Source organism: Dactylosporangium cerinum, assembly GCF_042653625.1.
Classification (GTDB): domain Bacteria; phylum Actinomycetota; class Actinomycetes; order Mycobacteriales; family Micromonosporaceae; genus Dactylosporangium; species Dactylosporangium cerinum.
Map to the genome: position 1 here is coordinate 1 of NZ_JBHSIU010000118.1, position 15,067 is coordinate 15,067.

The window sequence follows — 15,067 nt, forward strand, 5'->3', positions numbered from 1 at the left end:
ACGGGGTCATATCAATTGGCACTGGCTTAACAAGCACCCTGTTGAGTTCTCAAACAACCAACGCACACCGCAGAGCCAAACTGTTTCCAGTCCCGCTCACCCAGGGCGCTTCGTTCTGCTTTACTCTAGCACATCCGCTTTGCGGAGTCAAGTCCGGCTCGCCGTACTTTGTCCCGTTTTGCAGACACACAACTGCTCTTCCGGTAACCCGGTCGAGTGTCGTATGGTTGCGGCAGGACGTCCGCTGCGGCTCACTTCCGTGACCCGCGTGCCTCGTCCGCATCCCTGCCGGCTGTAAACCTTACCCGCTCCGCGTCCCGCATCCAAATCGACGCTGTCGACTGGCTGCCGTCCGCCTCGTGGGCATGACCTTCGGCCGGTCACCCGGTCGCTGGTCGTTTGGCTTCTCGGCAGGACGCCCGACGCATGTCGTCCGTTTCCCCGCCGGTCATCTACGTTACCCGGGTTCCCGATCTCCACCAAATCGATCACTCGCTCGGTGGTGTCCGTGGTCCGGTCGCGCAGAGCGCCACCGGGCAGATGCCCCGTGGCGCTCGCAAAAGCTACGTGGAGTGCTGCGACAGAGTCAAATCGAGCCGAGCTCGACCCCGGCGAACGTCCGCTTCCCCTTCCGCAGCACCAGCAGCCCGCCGGCCAGGGCGCGGTCGGCGGCCACGAGTTCCTCCGCGTCACTCACCCGTTCGTTGTTCACGTACGCACCACCCTCCGCGACCGTCCGCCGTGCCTCGTTGCGACTGCTGACGAGACCGGCGGCGATGAACAGGTCGGCGACGGACGTGCCAGGCGCTGCCCGCACCAACCCTGCTTCTGAAAGGGCGGCACGCAGGGTCGACGCGGACAGGGTCGCGAGCTCCCCGCGACCGAACAGTGCCTGCGACGCGGCGATCACCTGCTCGGTCTCGTGCGTGCCGTGCACCATGCGGGTGAGCTCCTCCGCGAGCCGGCGCTGGCCGATCCGCGCCGCGGGCCGGTCCGCCGTCTCCTTCTCCAGCGCCTCGATCTCCTCCCGGGACAGGAACGTCAGCTTGCGCAGCAGCCCGCCGACCAGGTCGTCCTCGAGGTTCACGAAGTACTGGTACAGCGAGTACGGCGACGTCATCGACGCGTCCATCCACAGGCTCCCGCCGCCGGTGGACTTGCCGAGCTTCTCCCCCGCGCTGTTGACCAGCAACGGGGTGGCCAACAGGTGCGCCGACTCCCCGGTGACCCGGCGGATCAGGTCGGTGCCCGCGGTCAGGTTGCCCCACTGGTCGCTGCCACCGGTCTGCAGGCGGCATCCGTGCCGCCGGAACAGCTCCAGGAAGTCCATCCCCTGCAGGATCTGGTAGCTGAACTCGGTGTAACTGATCCCCGCGTCGGAGTTGAGCCGCGCGCTGACGGCGTCCTTGGTCAGCATCTTGTTGACCCGGAAGTGCTTGCCGACGTCGCGGAGGAAGTCGATCGCCGACATCGGCGCGGTCCAGTCGAGGTTGTTGACCATCTGCGCCGCGTTGTCGCCGGTGAAGTCCAGGAACGGCTCGATCTGCCCACGGATCCGCTCGACCCACTCCGCCACCGTGTCCGCCGAGTTGAGCTGGCGCTCGGCGGACGGGCGGGGGTCGCCGATGAGGCCCGTCGCCCCGCCGACCAGCGCGAGGGGGCGGTGCCCGGCCAGCTGGAGGCGGCGCACGGTGATGATCTGCAGGAGGTTGCCGATGTGCAGGCTCGGCGCGGTCGGGTCGAACCCGCAGTAGTACGTCAGCGGTCCCTTCGCCATCTCGGCGCGCAACTCGTCGAGGTCCGTCGAGAGCGCGATCAGGCCCCGCCACTGCAGATCATCAAGCACATCGGTCACGCCCGCGATTCTCGCACCCGCCCACTTCGGTGGCCCAACGCATTCCCGCCGGTGCTGTTCGTTTCCTCTGCGGCAGGTGTACGCCATGTGCCTCGCCCACGGCACTCATCCGATCGTTCGCCGGAAGTGTCGTAGCTGAACGCTAGGGTTGTCCCATGGCGGTTGTGAAGATCAACGCGATCGAAGTTCCTGACGGTGCGGGCCCGGAGCTGGAGCGCCGGTTCGGCGCCAGGCACGGTGCCGTGGAGGGGTCGAAGGGGTTCCTGGGCTTCGAGCTGCTGCGCCCGGTGGCCGGTGAGACCCGCTACTTCGTCTACACCCGGTGGGAGACCGAGGAGGACTTCCAGGCGTGGGCGAAGGGTCCCGCGCTCGAGGCGCACTCCGGTGAGCGGGCCAAGCCGGTCGCGTCCGGCTCGAGCCTGCTGGAGTTCGAGGTCGTGCAGCACGCCGACCCGGCACCCGCCGCCGAGGGCTGACCGTTGGAGCGCTTCGTCCTCTTCCCCGGACGGCATCATCTGCTGACCAGGTTCCAGGCGGACTACCTGCGTGGTCTCGCCGGCGCCGGCGGGCAGACGGTCGTGTGGGCGGTGACGAGCGCCAACCATCAGAACACCAAACGCAACCCCGTCGGCTATGACCGGCGGCAGGCGGCGATCGAGCGGTTCAGCGTCCAGGAGGGCCTGCGGTCCCTGGTCGTGCCGGTGTTCGACACCGCGCACACCGACCGGTTCGCCGGCGTCACCCTCAAGAGTGTCGAGTCGGTGCTCGGGCGGACGCTGACGCCCCGGGACACGGTGGTGGCGTGCTCGACGCCCGAGGTCGCGGCGATGTATGCGGAGTTCGGGTTCGCCATCGCCGGGGTCGAGGCCGAGCAGGACCCGGTGCCGGACCGGCCGTGGGACGTGCTGCTGCGGCTCGCCGCCGGCGACCCGGCGTGGCGGGACCTGGCGCACCCGGCGAGCCTCGACCTCTACGACCGGTATCGGCTCGCCGAGCAGGTCGCCCAGGTCGTCAACGACCCGGTCGTCGGCGAGGAGGGTGGGCTCACCACCACCCGCGACTACCGCACCTACGCCGAGGCGTTCGAGGCGAGCGCCGAGCGCAAGTGGGACCTGGTGCGCCGGCACGTGCGTCCCGGCCGGATCGTCGACGTCGGCTGCGGCGCCGGCGCGGTCCTCGCCCTCGCCGACCGCGAGCCGGCGCTGCGGGAGAGCGACCTCATCGGCGTCGAGGTGGCCCGGCACCTGTTCGAGGAGTGCGTCCACCGCAAGGCCCAGGGCTGGTTCACCAACCCCAACGTCTACTTCTACTGCCGCAACGTGCTCGGCGGCGCCGTGTTCGCGCCGCGGTCGGTCGACACCACGCTGACGTTCGCGCTGACCCATGAGATCTGGTCATACGGGCAGCAGATGACGTCGCTGCGCCGCTTCGCCCAGGCCATCTACGACCACACGGTGCCCGGCGGCGTCTGGATCAACTCCGACGTCTGCGGCCCCGACAACCGCGACCTGCGGGTGCGGCTCGACCTGCAGGGCGCGGCCGGTGGCGCGCCCGCCGACCTGGCGGGCCTGTCCCGGGACGCGATCGCCGCCCTGGTCGAGGGTCTGCCGACCCGGGCCCGACTCGACCGGTTCGCCGCCGACTTCCACTTCCCGCTGCCGTTCGACGCCCGTCCCGACGGCACCATCGACATCGCCCTCGGCGACGCGATGGAGTTCCTCACCCACAAGGACTATCCCGACAACTGGCTGTCCGAGGCGCACGAGCAGTTCTGCGGCCTCGAGTTCGCGGACTGGAAGGCGCTGCTGACCGACGTCGGCTTCGAGGTCGACGGCGCGTCGCACTCGTGGCGCAACGACTGGATCGTCGAGCACCGCCTCGCCCCGGTCGCGCACCTGTCCTCCCAGGACGGCACACCACTGCCGTGGCCCGACACGCACGTGCTGCTGGTCGCCCGCCGCCCGCTCAACACCTGACCCCGGCGCGCCGCCGCGGGTTTCCGCCCCCGGCGCCCGGCTCGGTCCGTTCACTCACCATCCATCGGAGGTGGCTCACGTGAAAGCGCTGCAATATTCCGAGTACGGTCCCTCGAGCGTCCTGCACGTCGTCGACGTCCCCGAGCCCACGCCCGGTCCGGGCCAGGTCCGGATCCGGGTGCGTGCCGCCGGCATCAACCCGTTCGACTGGAAGGTCCGCAGCGGTGCCTTCGGCGACACCACCCCGACCCGGCTGCCGGTCATCCCGCACGGTGACGTCTCGGGCGTCGTCGACGCCGTCGGCCCCGCCGATCCGGGCAGTGCCTCGGGCGGCTCCCCGCCACGGGTGGGCGACGAGGTGTTCGGGCTGGCCGCCGGTGGTGGTGCCGCCGAGTTCGCGGTGCTGAAACTGTGGGTGGCGAAGCCGGCTGGGATGTCGTTCGAGGAGGCCGCCGGGCTGCCCGGCGTCGTGGAGGCGGCCGGGCGGGCGCTCGCGCTGCTCGGCGTCGAGAAGGGCCAGACGGTCGTCGTCAACGGCGCCGCCGGCGGTGTCGGCATCGCCGCGACCCAGCTCGCCGTCGCCCGCGGCGCCACCGTCATCGGCACCGCCAGCGCCCGCAACCACGACTTCCTGCGCTCCCTCGGCGCCGTTCCCGTCACATACGGCGAAGGCCTCGTCGACCGGGTCCGCGCCGCAGCGCCGCAGGGCGTGGACCTCGCCCTCGACGCCGCGGGCCACGGCGCCGTCGCCGACCTGATCACCCTCACCGGCGTCCCCGCCGCCGTGGTCAGCCTCGCCGACTTCGACGCGCCGAAGCTCGGTGCCCGTGTCACCGACGGCTCGGAGGGCCGCGCCTGGCACACCCTGGACGAGGCCGCCGACCTCTACCGCCAGGGCCGCTTCACGATGCCGGTGGAGCGGACGTTCCCGCTCTCCGAAGCGGCCGCCGCCCACGACCTGAGCCAGTCCGGCCACGTCCGCGGCAAGGTCATCCTCATCCCCTGACCTGGCTGTCACCGCACCACACCAGGTGCGCCTCTCCCCCGCACCGCACCCGGGGGGTGAGGCGCACCGCGCCGGGCGGGCCGCAAGCTCAGGTGCCGGGGAGCTCGACCGGTGACGGATCTGGGCGTTTCGGGAAGCGGTCGTCGCCGGACGAGCGGCCGCGCAGGTGGCGGCCCACCCACGGCAGCAGGTGCCGGCGGCTCCAGGCCAGTTCCGCGCGCAGCACCTCGTGCCGGCGTCGGGCCGGGGCGGCCGGCAGCGGCAGCGTCCAGGTGTCGTCGGTGCCGGGCAGGCCGACGGCGTGGGCGAGGGCGGCGGCGATGCGTTCGTGGCCGGCGGTGTTCGCGTGCAGCCGGTCGTCGCTCCACAGCCTCGGGTCGGACGCGACCGGGTATGCCCCGAGGTCGAGCAGGATCGCCCCGCTGTCGGCGCACGCCTTGCGGATCGCGGCGTTGAGGGCGACGACCCGGCCGCGCAGCGGCTTCGCGATCGGCATCACCGGCACCGGGTCGGGCAGCGTGAACGTGAGCACCGTCGCGCCCCTGGCGACCAGGGCCTCCTGCATCGCGAAGAGGTCGCCGGCGACGCCGGCCACGTCGAACGAGCCGCGCAGGATGTCGTTCATGCCGGCGACGACGGTGGCGAGGTCGGGTGCGAGGTCCAGCGCCGGGCGCAGCTGCTCGGCGCGGATGCGGGCGGTGGTGCGCCCGCGGATCGCCAGGTTCGCGTATTCGAGGGGGTGGCCGGGCTGCGCGTGCGCGACGTGCCGGGCGAACCGGTCCGCCCAGCCGCGGTAGCCGCCGGCGCCGTCGGGGTCGTCCATGCCTTCGGTGGTGCTGTCGCCGATCGCCACGTAGCGGTGGAACATCAGGCGCCCCGGCGGGCGTAGTCGTCGCGGGCGTCGAGGACCTCGGTCAGGTGTTCGGCGGCCCAGGCGCGGCAGGCGTCCATGGCCGGGAAGAGGGTGCGGCCGAGCGGGGTCAGCGCGTACTCGACCCGGGGCGGAACCTCGTCGTACGCGGTGCGGGTGATCATGCCGTCGCGTTCGAGGGCGCGCAGGGTCTCGGCGAGGACCTTCGCGGAGACCCGGTGCAGCGGCACCCGCAGCTCGCTGAAGCGGCGCGGGCCTTCCTCGAGGCAGACCAGCACCATCCCGGCCCACTTGTCGCCGATCTGGAACGGGGTGGCGTTCGACGGGCACGCGGGGTCGAACAGGTCGCGTGGCAGCGGCGAGATCACACCGCCGACCGTAACGCACGCCCCGGTTACGTTGCAGTTACCGACGTCTCCCGTTCTACGGTCCCCGCCATGACCTCTTTGGTGGTGTTCGGAGCGGGTGGACGGGCCGGTCGGCGGATCACGGCCGGGGCGCGGGAGCGAGGGCTGCGGGTGACTCCGGTCGTGCGGGATCCGGCCCGGCACACGGACGTGGAGAGTGCGGTCGCCGGGGACGTCACGGACGCGGACAGCGTCGCCGCCGTCGCCGCGGGCCACGACGTCGCGGTCAGCGCCATCTACACCGCGGACGTCGACCCGACGAAGCTGTACGGCGACGGCACCCGCGCGCTGCTCGACGGCCTGGCCCGCGCCGGGGTCGGCCGGCTCCTCGTGGTGGGCGTCGCCTCGACCCTCGAAGGGCCCGACGGGGTGAAGATCTACGACAGCGCCGACTTCCCCGATGCGTACCGGCCGTTCTCGCTCGGTCGCGCGGCCGAGGTGGCCGAACTGGAGCGCGGGCCGGTGGACTGGGTGCTGTTCACGCCGACGATGCAGCTGGTCGACGAGCCCGGCACCGGGTCGTACGCGATCACCGCGGACGGGCGGATCGTCGACGGGATCACGACCTACGCGGACCTGGCGGTGGCGATGCTGGACGAGGCGGTGTCCCCCAAGCACCACCGCGCCCAGCTCACCGTCCGGAGTCAGACCGCGTTCTGATACGTCCGGAACGTCCGCGTCGACAGCCACACCATGGCCGCGGCGAGGGCGAGCAGACCGCCGCCGGCGACCAGGTCGGGTGACTCGCGTCCTGCCTGGAGCGCCCAGTTGACCGGGTTGCCGGCGGCGATCGCCTGCATCCAGCCCGGCATCAGGCTCTTGGCGATGAACGCCGAGGACAGGAACGTCAGCGGCAGCAGCAGTAACGTGTTGAGCCCGATGATCGTCTCCCGCTGCCGGACCAGCATGCCGACCGTGTTGGAGAACGCGCTGAACACGGTGCCGAGCAGCACCGACGCGACGATCAGCAGGACCCCGGGGAAGCTCGCGCCGGCCGCCATGCCGAGCAGCGCGATGATCAGCGACTGCACGGCGGTGCTGATGGCCTGCTCGATGACGGCGGCGTTGAGAATCGCGCCGCGGCTGACCGGGGTGATCAGGAACCGGTTCATGGTGCCCCGGTCGATCTCCTCCAGCACGCCCATGCCGGACCACATGCTGGACGACACGGCGCTCATCACGATCACGCCCGGCACCAGGTAGTCCAGGTAGCTGCCGGTGCCGAAGCCGGGCAGCTCGACGACCCGCCGGAACAGGTTGCCGAACAGGAACAGCCAGATCGCCGGCTGGATGAGCATGATGAACAGGAACGCGGGCAGCCGGACGAGCGCCTGCAACCGCCGCGCCGTCAACCAGAACGTGCCGCTCATGCCGCCACCTCCGCCACGCTCCGGCGCCGGCCCGAGCCAACACCGCGATTCCGGTGACCGGACCCTCCGCCGTGCTCCGGACCACTCACACCGGCCCCTCCGATGCGCTCCGGACCACTCACACCGGCCCCTCCGCCGTGCTCCGGACCACTCACACCGGCCCCTCCGATGCGCTCCGGACCACTCACACCGGCCCCTCCGATGCGCTCCGGACCACTCACACCGGCCCCTCCGATGCGCTCCGGGCCGTTCACGCCGCCACCTCCGCCGCGATGCGCTGGCCGGCGTGCTTGAGGTAGACGTCGTCCAGCGACGGCCGGGCGACGGTCACGCTCGCGACCGGCAGCCCCGCGGTCTCCAGGGCCGCGAGGACCCCCGGCACCGCGGCCGCTCCGTCGTCGGCGCGCGCGGACAGCCGCCGCTGGTCGACGGAGACGTCCCGCAGCCCCGGCAGCGCCGTCACCACCCGCACCGCGTCGAGGGCTTCGTGCGTCCCTCGCAGCTCCAGGTGCACGGCGTCGCCCCGCAACTCCGCCTTGAGCTGCGCAGGTGTGCCCTCCGTGACGATCCGGCCGCCGGCGACGATCGCGACCCGGTCGGCGAGCCGGTCGGCCTCGTCGAGGTAGTGGGTCATCAGCAGGATCGCGAGGTCGGCGCCGGCGAGGCGGGCGATCTCCGTCCACAGCCGGGCGCGGCCCTCCGGGTCCAGGCCGGTGGTCGGCTCGTCGAGGAACAGCACGTCGGGGCGGTGCACCAGGCCGAGCGCGACGTCGAGGCGGCGCTGCATGCCGCCGGACCAGCCGCGGACGGCGCGGTGCTGGGCGTCGGCGACGCCGAACGTCTCGAGCAGTTCGTCGACGCGGCGTCGCAGCGTCGCGCCCCGCATCCCGAAGAGGTGGCCCTGCAGCATCAGGTTGTCCCGGCCGGACGCGGCCGGGTCCAGGCCGGAGCGCTGCGAGACGACGCCAATGACGCGGCGCACCCGCTCAGGGTGGCGCAACACGTCGTGGCCGCCGACGCTCGCCGTGCCCGAGTCGGGGCGGGCGAGCGTGGTGAGGATCTTGACGGTGGTCGACTTGCCGGCCCCGTTCGGGCCGAGCAGGCCGAGCACCTCCCCGGGTTCGACGGTCAGCGACAGCCGGTCGAGCGCCGTGACGTCCTTGGGGTACGTCTTGACGAGGTCGTGTGCCGTGACGGCAGCGGACATGGTGGTCTCCGGTTCCGTGGGTCGGGACCGGTCCTGCGGGAGTTCGCTATCCTGGCGGTTGCACACACCTTCGCCGGGCTCGTTCCCGCGGGATCGGTCGAGGTCAGGCCCCGGCCCGGTGTTCCCGCACCGGACCGGGGCTTTCTGCGTGGTCAGGGATCCATGAACGCCTCGACGTCCAGCTCTCCCGTGTCGTGGTAGTTGCGCCAGGCGGCCATGCCCGGCAGTGTGCCGGCCCGTAGCTCGGCCAGGAGTCCGCGCAGCCAGTCGGCCTCCGCCTGCTCGATCGCGATCGAATACTCGGTCTCGACCAGGAAGATCCTCGGCACCAGGTCCTGGGTCTCCACCAGGTCGGCCCTGGCCTCGGCGAGCCGCCGGTCCAGGACGTCGATGCGCTGCGCGACGAGGTCGATCACCTCGTCGGGTGGGAGCACGCCGAGGACGGACAGGGCCGTCTTGAGCCTCGGGAACTCCCGCTCGGGGACGCCGACGATCTCGCGGAGCCAGTCGAGGGCCTCCTCGTGGCCCGCCTGGGTCAGCTGATACACCGTGCGCTCCGGCCGGCGACCTTCCCGGGTCGTCTCCGCCGCTTCGATGAATCCGTGCTTCTCCAGGTTCTGCACGACGGTGTACAGCGAACCCCACTGGATCTTGAGGTCCTGCTCCTTGCCGCGGCCGCGCAGCTCGGTGGCCATCTCGTAGGGGTGCATGGGCCGCTCGACCAGCATGGCGAGCAGCTGGAGGCCGAGCAGGTTGCCGACCTTGCGTCGCTTCGCCATGCCCCACCCCCGATGCTCGCCGCCGTTTACTCGTCCACGAGCATACGCCGACGAGTGCCCGGTCACAACGTCATGAGTGCGCGAACGCCTCGAACTGCTCGGCCACACCGGACAGGTCGTCCTGGACCGCCTCGCTGCGCTCGTCCCCGACGGCGGTCTCGAGGCGCCAGCGGCGCTGGCCGGGCACGTACGTCACCCGGATCGAGGACCCGTCCCCGCGCCACAGCACCGCCGACAGGTTGTCGGCGTCGAGCCGCCCCAGGAACTCGCGGATGTCGTCGCCGGTCGGGTGGTGCGCGAGCGAGCCGTCGTCGGTCGACAGCCGCGGCACCGGCACCAGCAGCAGCCGGCGCGGCTGCCACAGCGCCGCGGGCTGGTGCCGGCCGGGCCGCTGGAAGCACAGCAGCTCGCACTCGTCGGCGAGCTTGTGCACCAGGTCCAGCGCCTCCTGCGGCGTGTCCGGCCGCAGGCTCAGCAGCACATGTGTGTCCGCCGCGACGACCGGCCCCGCCCACCAGGGCGCGTCGATCCCGGCGAGCACCGCACGGTGGAACCGCTCGACCCCCGGATCGGCCGCGGCCCATCCCGTGTCACCGCGCCGCAGCGCCTCGAACCGGTCGACGCCCTGCTCAACGGTGATCGGCCGGCTCTCGAACCAGACACCGACCTCGATCAGTTCTGCCATGGAAGACCACCGTACGGAACCGCCAAAAACCGGCGCAACTCAGCCACGCAGAGTCTCCGGTCCATCACCCGGTCATTCGGCTCCCGGTCCGGTTCCGGCGGAGGTCCGCAGCGTGATCAGGTCGGCCAGCCCGGTCGCGTCCGGCGTGGCGAACGGCAGCACCCCGCCGTCGTGCAGCACCACCTCCACGACGTCGAACGGCAGCACGCCGGCCCTGCCCCAGTCGGTCACCCGGGTCGGCCCGGCCTGCCGCACCGCCGCGATGTCCGCCCACGAGACCAGGATCGGGGCCTGACCCGCACCGCCGCCCGGATCAGGACCTCCGGCGCCCGGCGGGCCCGCCCCGGTCCGTCCCGCGGTGGGCCGGGCCGGGCCCTGGGGCGCTGCACCGTAGCGGGGCGCGGGCCGGGCCGGCGCCCACCGCGCCGTGGCGTGGCGCACCGCCGCCCGGCGCCGGGCCGCGGCCCGGCGCAGTGGTGACCGGCGCAACCCGACCAGGAGCCCGAGCGGTTGCGGGGCCAGGCACACCGGTACACCCGCACCGAACAGAAACGCCGAGCCGACGCCGAACTCCCACAGCCCGGCGGCGCAGTCCAGTGCCAGGTGCCCGGCCCACACCTGGGCCCCGCCCACATTCGCCGCCCGCTGCCGGCGCCGGCTCCACCACTGCCCGGCCAGCACCGGTGCGACCAGGCCGGCGCACACGGCGGCGAACAGCGCGATCGCCTTCCACAACCCGGCGAGCAGCAGCGCGACCGGGACCGCCAGGACGAGAGCGGCCCACCACGGACGCCCCCGGCCCCCCACCCCGCCATGGTGACGCACGCCGGACCGCACCCGACCTCGGCGAACGCTCCCGCCCCGGCCACCTCACGCCAAATACCGCCCGGGGTTTGTGCCCAGCCGGGCGCGGCGCGAGGATGGGCCATGCTCTCGACCCGGGTCACCCAGCCGGCAGCACCGCCCACCACCTCGTCGACGCTCCCGCCGGCGCGGGGCGTGGCCGGGGCACGGCGGGTGCGGTTCGTGCTCAGCGCCGTCGCCGCGGGCCTCGCCGTGCTCGTCCTGGCTGGGTGCGGGTCCGGGGACCAGGGCACCGCCCAGCCCGCCCAGCCCGCCCCGTCGGGCAGCGCCGCGGGCAGCGCCTCGGCCGGACTCGGTGCGACCTCCGCGGCGGCCGGCCCCTCACCGTCAGGCCCGGTGACGGTCGCGGTGCCGGCCGGCGTGACCGCGGGGATCGTGATCTTCGATCGGCAGTCGGGGACGTTCGTGGTGCAGCAGAAGGCGAGCTGGCGGTTCAGGTCGGCGTCGCTGGTGAAGCTGCTGATCGCGCTGGACTACTTCTGGGACCGGGGGCCGTCCTACACGGTGCCGGCGGCGGACCGGCCGAAGCTCGACATCATGCTGCGCAGCAGCGACGACACCGCCGCGACCGGGTTCTGGAAGGCCCGCGGGCAGCGGGAGATCGTGACCCGGATGGTGCAGCGGCTGGGGCTGCAGGACACCGCGCCGCCACCGGCGAACCAGCCGGGCTACTGGGGGTACACCGCCGTGAGCGCCGGTGACCTGGTGCGGGTGTACCAGTACATCCTCGACAAGGCGCCGGCGCCGGTGCGCGACGTGATCATGGGCGACCTGCACCAGTCGACGAAGTGCGGGACGGACCGGTATGACCAGTCGTTCGGCATCCCGGGTTCGTTCCGGAAACCGTGGTCGGCGAAGCAGGGCTGGTCCGGGTTCGGCGACAACCCGGCGACACCGTGCGTGGCCGACGCGTCGCTGCCCGTCGATGCCGGGCAGGCACACTTCGTGGACGCCGCCACGCCGAACCAGCCGGACATGAGCGGCGAGGTCCTGCACACCACGGGCACGGTCGGTGACGGCGACCGGTACATCGTGGCGGTGCTGTCGGTGCATCCGAACGGGACGCAGTTCGCGAAGGCGGCCGCGGCGTTGACGAAACTGACCGGGTCGCTGCCGCTGCCCGCCGCGGTCAAGGCCGGCTGAGCGGCCCCGCGACGCCGGCGCCGGGGTACCGCTGAACGCGCGGCGCACCGCGTCGTCGAGGTGGACCGTTACCCACCGGACGGGAATTCCTGCGCGGGGCATGTCGAGCGACGCCCGCCGGCACCGACCTGTCCTCAGAAGGCACCGACGCTGAAGGAGCGACGTTTCCGTGAAGTACCTGCTGCTGATCCACATGAACCCGGACGTCTGGGCGACGCTGACGCAGACCGACGTGGACGAGGTGATGGCCGGGCATGACCGGTTCATCACGACGATCACCGAGTCGGGAGAGATGGTGAGCACCCTCGCCCTGGCCGATCCGAAGGAGAGCGCGGTCGTCCGGATCAGGGCCGGGGCGGAGACGGTGACCGACGGGCCGTACGTGGAGGCCAAGGAGTTCCTCGCCGGCTTCTACCTGGTTGAGTGCGAGACGAAGGAACGCGCGGTGGAGCTCGCCGCGATGATCCCGGACGCGAAGTGGAACGCGATCGAGGTCCGCCCGATCGTGTTCAGCCAGTAGGCACGCACCGTCACCACTTCGATCCGCTGCGAACGGGGCGGCCGTTTCTGTCGGTCGCCCTCCGTAGAATCGCCGCGTGGACAGCACCGTGGGGGTTGAGACGACCGGGCCGGCACTCGAGGTCCTGGGGCGGGTGTTCGGCTATGACACGTTCCGGGGCAGCCAGCAGGAGATCATCGAGCACGTCATCGGCGGCGGCGACGCGCTGGTGCTCATGCCGACCGGCGGCGGCAAGTCACTGTGCTACCAGATCCCGGCGCTGGTGCGCGACGGCACCGGCGTGGTGGTGTCGCCGCTGATCGCGCTGATGCAGGACCAGGTGGACGCGCTGACCGCGTTGGGGGTGCGGGCCGGATTCATCAACTCGACGCTCGACTTCGACAGCCGCCGGGCGGTCGAGGCCGCGTTCGTCGGCGGGCAGCTGGACCTGCTGTATCTCGCGCCGGAGGCACTCGCGTCGCCGGGGACGATGCGGTTGCTGGAGCGGGGCAGGATCGCTCTGTTCGCGATCGACGAGGCGCACTGCGTGTCGCAGTGGGGGCACGACTTCCGGCCCGACTACCTCAACCTCTCGGTGCTGCACGAGCGATGGCCGGACGTGCCACGGATCGCGTTGACGGCGACGGCGACGACGGCCACGCACAAGGAGATCGGCACCCGGCTGGGGCTGACCGGCGCGCGGCACTTCGTGTCGAGCTTCGACCGGCCCAACATCCAGTATCGAATCGTGCCGAAGCAGGAGCCGCGGCGGCAGCTGCTGGAGCTGCTGCGCACCGAGCACCCCGGCGACGCCGGCATCGTCTACTGCCTGTCTCGCGCCAGCGTGGAGAAGGTCGCGGAGTTCCTGAAGGACAACGGCGTGCCCGCGCTGCCGTATCACGCGGGGCTCGACGCGCGGGTCAGGGCGGACAACCAGGCGCGGTTCCTGCGGGAGGACGGCCTCGTCATGGTCGCGACGATCGCGTTCGGGATGGGCATCGACAAGCCCGACGTGCGCTTCGTCGCACACCTGGACCTGCCGAAGTCGGTGGAGGGCTACTACCAGGAAACCGGCCGGGCCGGGCGGGACGGCCTGCCGTCCAACGCGTGGCTGGCCTATGGGCTGCAGGACGTGGTCCAGCAGCGCAAGATGATCGAGGGGTCCGAGGGCGACGCCGCGCACCGGCGGGGGCTGGCCCGGCACCTCGACGCGATGCTGGCGCTGTGCGAGACGGTGGAATGCCGGCGGGTGCAGCTGCTGGCCTACTTCGGGCAGCAGAGCGGACCGTGCGGCAACTGCGACACGTGCCTGAGCCCGCCGGAGTCCTGGGACGGCACAGTGCCGGCGCAGAAGCTGCTGTCGACGGTGTTCCGACTGCAGAAGGAGCGCAACCAGAAGTTCGGCGCGGGGCAGTGCATCGACATCCTGCTGGGCAGGAAGACCGACAAGGTCGTGCAGTGGCACCACGACGAGCTGACGGTGTTCGGGGTCGGCGCCGACCTGCGGGAGGCCGAATGGCGAGCGGTGGTGCGGCAGTTGCTCGCGCAGGGGCTGCTCGCGGTCGAGGGTGACTACGGCACGTTGGTGCTCACCGACGACAGCGCCGAGGTGCTCGGCCGGCGGCGGCAGGTGATGCTGCGCCGGGAGCCCGAGCGGCCCGTGTCGGCGGCGAAGGTCGCCAAGCAGCGCAGCGCAGCCGCCGCGACGGAGCTGCCGGCGCAGGCGGCGCCGCTGTTCGAGCGGCTGCGTGCGTGGCGTTCGGCGACGGCGAAGGAGCTGAGCGTCCCGGCGTATGTCATCTTCCACGACGCGACGCTGCGGCAGATCGCCACGGAGGCCCCGACGACGCTCGCGCAGCTGTCGACGATCAGCGGTGTCGGGGAGAACAAGCTCGCCAAGTTCGGTCAGCAGGTCCTCGACGCCCTCGGCGACCCGGAGCCGGCGTGATCGGCGCCGCCGCCCGCACCTCGCCGCGGATGGCACCTGAGCTGCTCCAGGAAGGCACGGCCGGCCGGGCAGACCAGCACCCGAGCTGCTCCAGGAAGGACGAGCGGGCAGACCAAGCACCCGAGCGGGCAAACCAGCACGGGCAGGCAGACCAGCACGAGCACGCAGACCAGCACAGGCAGGCAGACCAGCACGAGCACGCAGACCAGCACGAGCAGGCAGACCAGCACGAGCAGGCAGACCAGCACGAGCAGGCAGACCAGCACAGGCAAGCAGACCCGCACGGGCAGGCAGACCAAGCACCCGAGCGCTCCGAGGAGACGTAGCCGGGCGGGCCGGCGAGCGGCCCACCGCGACCCGTCGCGGTGACAGCACCTCGACCTGCACGCGGGTCACCTCGCCGACTGTCCGCGCCCCGCCGCGGCGGGCATTCGTGACCCGCCGCAGTGGCTTTCGG

At 72.0% G+C, this 15,067-nt stretch carries 16 protein-coding genes; 7 read left to right on the forward strand and 9 right to left on the reverse strand.

Annotated elements, in window-relative coordinates; genetic code table 11:
• Positions 1–586 precede the first annotated feature (586 nt).
• Positions 587–1,855: a tyrosine--tRNA ligase gene (gene tyrS, locus ACFPIJ_RS56570; RefSeq protein ID WP_380127861.1), complete on the reverse strand. Its 1,269-nt coding sequence runs from the start codon at positions 1,853–1,855 to the stop codon at positions 587–589.
• Between the two features lie 155 nt (positions 1,856–2,010).
• On the opposite strand from tyrS, the gene ACFPIJ_RS56575 reads away from it, so the two are divergent.
• The 3 genes from ACFPIJ_RS56575 (at position 2,011) to ACFPIJ_RS56585 (ending at position 4,837) form a co-directional block, all read left to right on the forward strand.
• Positions 2,011–2,331 (forward strand): antibiotic biosynthesis monooxygenase family protein, encoded by a 321-nt coding sequence (locus tag ACFPIJ_RS56575; RefSeq protein WP_380127862.1) that lies wholly within the window; start codon positions 2,011–2,013, stop codon positions 2,329–2,331.
• Positions 2,332–2,334: 3 nt separating this feature from the next.
• Positions 2,335–3,831: a class I SAM-dependent methyltransferase gene (locus ACFPIJ_RS56580; protein ID WP_380127863.1), complete on the forward strand. Its 1,497-nt coding sequence runs from the start codon at positions 2,335–2,337 to the stop codon at positions 3,829–3,831.
• A 79-nt stretch (positions 3,832–3,910) separates the two neighbouring features.
• The gene (locus tag ACFPIJ_RS56585; RefSeq protein ID WP_380127864.1) at positions 3,911–4,837 is read left to right on the forward strand and encodes an NADP-dependent oxidoreductase; all 927 of its coding nucleotides are present in this window, start codon (positions 3,911–3,913) and stop codon (positions 4,835–4,837) included.
• Between the two features lie 88 nt (positions 4,838–4,925).
• On the opposite strand, the gene ACFPIJ_RS56590 is transcribed toward ACFPIJ_RS56585, so the two are convergent.
• Positions 4,926–5,705 carry an SGNH/GDSL hydrolase family protein gene (locus ACFPIJ_RS56590; protein ID WP_380127865.1) on the reverse strand — a complete coding sequence of 260 codons (780 nt, stop codon included), beginning with the start codon at positions 5,703–5,705 and terminating at the stop codon, positions 4,926–4,928.
• Entirely contained in the window at positions 5,705–6,076 is a 372-nt protein-coding gene (locus ACFPIJ_RS56595) for a winged helix-turn-helix transcriptional regulator (protein ID WP_380127866.1), read from the reverse strand. The genes ACFPIJ_RS56590 and ACFPIJ_RS56595 overlap by 1 nt, the downstream gene beginning before the upstream one ends.
• A 69-nt stretch (positions 6,077–6,145) precedes the next feature.
• Between ACFPIJ_RS56595 and ACFPIJ_RS56600 the strand changes: the two genes are divergently transcribed.
• Entirely contained in the window at positions 6,146–6,775 is a 630-nt protein-coding gene (locus ACFPIJ_RS56600) for an NAD(P)-dependent oxidoreductase (RefSeq protein WP_380127867.1), read from the forward strand.
• On the opposite strand, the gene ACFPIJ_RS56605 is transcribed toward ACFPIJ_RS56600, so the two are convergent.
• The 5 genes from ACFPIJ_RS56605 to ACFPIJ_RS56625 all read right to left on the reverse strand — a co-directional run bounded on the left by ACFPIJ_RS56605 (position 6,760) and on the right by ACFPIJ_RS56625 (position 10,963).
• Positions 6,760–7,485, reverse strand: a complete 726-nt coding sequence (locus tag ACFPIJ_RS56605) for an ABC transporter permease (RefSeq protein ID WP_380127868.1) — start codon at positions 7,483–7,485, stop codon at positions 6,760–6,762. The two genes, ACFPIJ_RS56600 and ACFPIJ_RS56605, sit on opposite strands and share 16 nt — an antisense overlap.
• Before the next feature lie 250 nt (positions 7,486–7,735).
• Positions 7,736–8,692: an ABC transporter ATP-binding protein gene (locus ACFPIJ_RS56610; protein WP_380127869.1), complete on the reverse strand. Its 957-nt coding sequence runs from the start codon at positions 8,690–8,692 to the stop codon at positions 7,736–7,738.
• A gap of 152 nt (positions 8,693–8,844) precedes the next feature.
• Positions 8,845–9,471, reverse strand: coding sequence for a PadR family transcriptional regulator (locus ACFPIJ_RS56615; RefSeq protein WP_380127870.1), 627 nt, complete (start codon positions 9,469–9,471; stop codon positions 8,845–8,847).
• Between the two features lie 70 nt (positions 9,472–9,541).
• On the reverse strand, positions 9,542–10,156 hold the full coding sequence (locus ACFPIJ_RS56620) for a hypothetical protein (RefSeq protein WP_380127871.1): 615 nt from the start codon (positions 10,154–10,156) through the stop codon (positions 9,542–9,544).
• 72 nt (positions 10,157–10,228) lie between these two features.
• Complete coding sequence (locus tag ACFPIJ_RS56625) at positions 10,229–10,963, reverse strand: hypothetical protein (protein ID WP_380127872.1); 735 nt, start codon at positions 10,961–10,963, stop codon at positions 10,229–10,231.
• Positions 10,964–11,083: 120 nt separating this feature from the next.
• On the opposite strand from ACFPIJ_RS56625, the gene ACFPIJ_RS56630 reads away from it, so the two are divergent.
• The 3 genes from ACFPIJ_RS56630 (at position 11,084) to recQ (ending at position 14,610) form a co-directional block, all read left to right on the forward strand.
• On the forward strand, positions 11,084–12,163 hold the full coding sequence (locus ACFPIJ_RS56630) for a hypothetical protein (protein ID WP_380127873.1): 1,080 nt from the start codon (positions 11,084–11,086) through the stop codon (positions 12,161–12,163).
• A gap of 169 nt (positions 12,164–12,332) precedes the next feature.
• The gene (locus ACFPIJ_RS56635) at positions 12,333–12,683 is read left to right on the forward strand and encodes a YciI family protein (RefSeq protein ID WP_203850057.1); all 351 of its coding nucleotides are present in this window, start codon (positions 12,333–12,335) and stop codon (positions 12,681–12,683) included.
• 88 nt (positions 12,684–12,771) lie between these two features.
• Positions 12,772–14,610, forward strand: a complete 1,839-nt coding sequence (recQ, locus tag ACFPIJ_RS56640) for a DNA helicase RecQ (RefSeq protein WP_380127902.1) — start codon at positions 12,772–12,774, stop codon at positions 14,608–14,610.
• Here the strand turns inward: recQ and ACFPIJ_RS56645 are convergent.
• Entirely contained in the window at positions 14,568–14,882 is a 315-nt protein-coding gene (locus ACFPIJ_RS56645) for a hypothetical protein (RefSeq protein ID WP_380127874.1), read from the reverse strand. The two genes, recQ and ACFPIJ_RS56645, sit on opposite strands and share 43 nt — an antisense overlap.
• Between the last annotated feature and the right edge of the window lie 185 nt (positions 14,883–15,067).

Bases quoted from the DNA above. Each gene is read 5' to 3' on its own strand.
- ACFPIJ_RS56620 (WP_380127871.1), bottom strand. From the start codon at position 10,156: ATGGCAGAACTGATCGAGGTCGGTGTCTGGTTCGAGAGCCGGCCGATC.
- ACFPIJ_RS56605 (WP_380127868.1), bottom strand. From the start codon at position 7,485: ATGAGCGGCACGTTCTGGTTGACGGCGCGGCGGTTGCAGGCGCTCGTC.
- ACFPIJ_RS56600 (WP_380127867.1), top strand. From the start codon at position 6,146: ATGACCTCTTTGGTGGTGTTCGGAGCGGGTGGACGGGCCGGTCGGCGG.
- ACFPIJ_RS56590 (WP_380127865.1), bottom strand. From the start codon at position 5,705: ATGTTCCACCGCTACGTGGCGATCGGCGACAGCACCACCGAAGGCATG.
- ACFPIJ_RS56575 (WP_380127862.1), top strand. From the start codon at position 2,011: ATGGCGGTTGTGAAGATCAACGCGATCGAAGTTCCTGACGGTGCGGGC.
- ACFPIJ_RS56615 (WP_380127870.1), bottom strand. From the start codon at position 9,471: ATGGCGAAGCGACGCAAGGTCGGCAACCTGCTCGGCCTCCAGCTGCTC.
- ACFPIJ_RS56630 (WP_380127873.1), top strand. From the start codon at position 11,084: ATGCTCTCGACCCGGGTCACCCAGCCGGCAGCACCGCCCACCACCTCG.
- ACFPIJ_RS56610 (WP_380127869.1), bottom strand. From the start codon at position 8,692: ATGTCCGCTGCCGTCACGGCACACGACCTCGTCAAGACGTACCCCAAG.